We start from the raw sequence: 1,317 nt of genomic DNA, 5'->3' as shown, positions 1-1,317 counted from the left end.
CCCCCCCCCTCCCCTGCGCCCGCCGCCGCCGGCGGGGCATAAGGCCCGCCCCCCCCGCCCCCCCCCCCCCCGCCGCGGCCGCCGCCGCGCGCCGGTGGGCGCAGCACGCGGGCGCGGTCGCGCGCGGCGCGGGCGTCGTCGCGCAGGTCGCCACGCTCGGCGGCGGCGCGGTCGCACTCCCCTGGCAGACGATCACGACCGGTCAGCCGATCGACGTCGGATCGCTCACCCGCCTTGCCGCACCCTCACTGATGGCGGCCGCGCCGCGGCCGAACCTGCGCTTCCCGGCGGCGGGCATCGCGGTCACGCTCGTGATGGATCTAGGCATCACGCTGCTGTCCGGCGGCACGGTGAACCCGTGGATGCTCGGCATGCGTGTCATGACCGGTGCGGGCACGGCGGTCCTCGGCGGCATCGCCGGCAAGGGCGGCGGCGTCCTGCGCAAGCTGACCGGCGCCGCCTCGATCGTCTTCGGCCTCGTGCAGCTCGTCTCGCTCGTCGTCTCGGCGGCCGGCGGCATCGCGCGGCCGGCTTCGCTGCTCATGCTGATCCCGAGCGTCATCGCGGTGCTCGCCGGCCTCGTCCTGTCGATCTCCACCGCGATCGCGAGCTTCCGGAAGTGAGAACGCTCAGGGCATGGCGCCGCGCCGCGCGCGCGGCGACTGCGGTGACGCTGCTCGCGCTCGCCGCGTGGCCGAGCGTGGCGTATGGCATCGCCGCGGTGTGGATGGACTACGAGTACGCGCTCGGCTTCGAGAAGGAGTGGCCGCGCAACCCCACCGACGAGGAGATCGAGGCAGCCAAGCAGCGCTTCATCTACTCATGGAACGGCGAGTGGGAGCAGCAGGGCGGCGAGTGGGTCATGGTGGCGCCGTCGCGCGACGACCCGCAGGGCGTCTTCGACCTCGAGGTGCACAAGGCGCACTCGCGCGGCGGCGGCGACCCGCTCGTCGGGTACGTGTGGGGCGCGGGCAACTTCGAGACCGGCGACACTGTGCTGGTCGAGTACACCTTCAAGACCGGGGGCGAGGGCACGCCCGACGAGAACGGCCAGCTGCCGCTCATCGTCCACCAGCAGCTCTCCGTGCTCATGTGGCACCCCGGGACGAACCGCTTCGAGTTCAACCAGGGCCTCGCCGACGCGCAGACCATAGAGACCGAGTACGAGAAGTTCGGCCTCGCGGAAGGATGGGCCGAAGACGACCCGCAGAACGCGCCGTGGCGCACGGTGGTCGGCGGGGCCGCAGCGGTCGCCGCTGCGGCAGCCGCGATGGCGGCGTCAGCGGCGTCGGCGATCCGGCGCAAGGACCCGAAGGC

1 protein-coding gene is annotated in these 1,317 nt (G+C 73.7%); it reads left to right on the top strand.

Annotated elements, in window-relative coordinates:
* Window positions 1-667 precede the first annotated feature (667 nt).
* Window positions 668-1,317 (top strand): hypothetical protein (locus FDZ70_10805; protein TLM65784.1); only part of this gene is annotated, 650 nt, incomplete at its 3' end.

This window comes from Actinomycetota bacterium (genome assembly GCA_005774595.1).
GTDB lineage: Bacteria > Actinomycetota > Coriobacteriia > Anaerosomatales > D1FN1-002 > D1FN1-002.
Note: the sequence above shows the minus strand (reverse complement) of the source record. Positions and strands in the feature narration are given on the sequence as shown.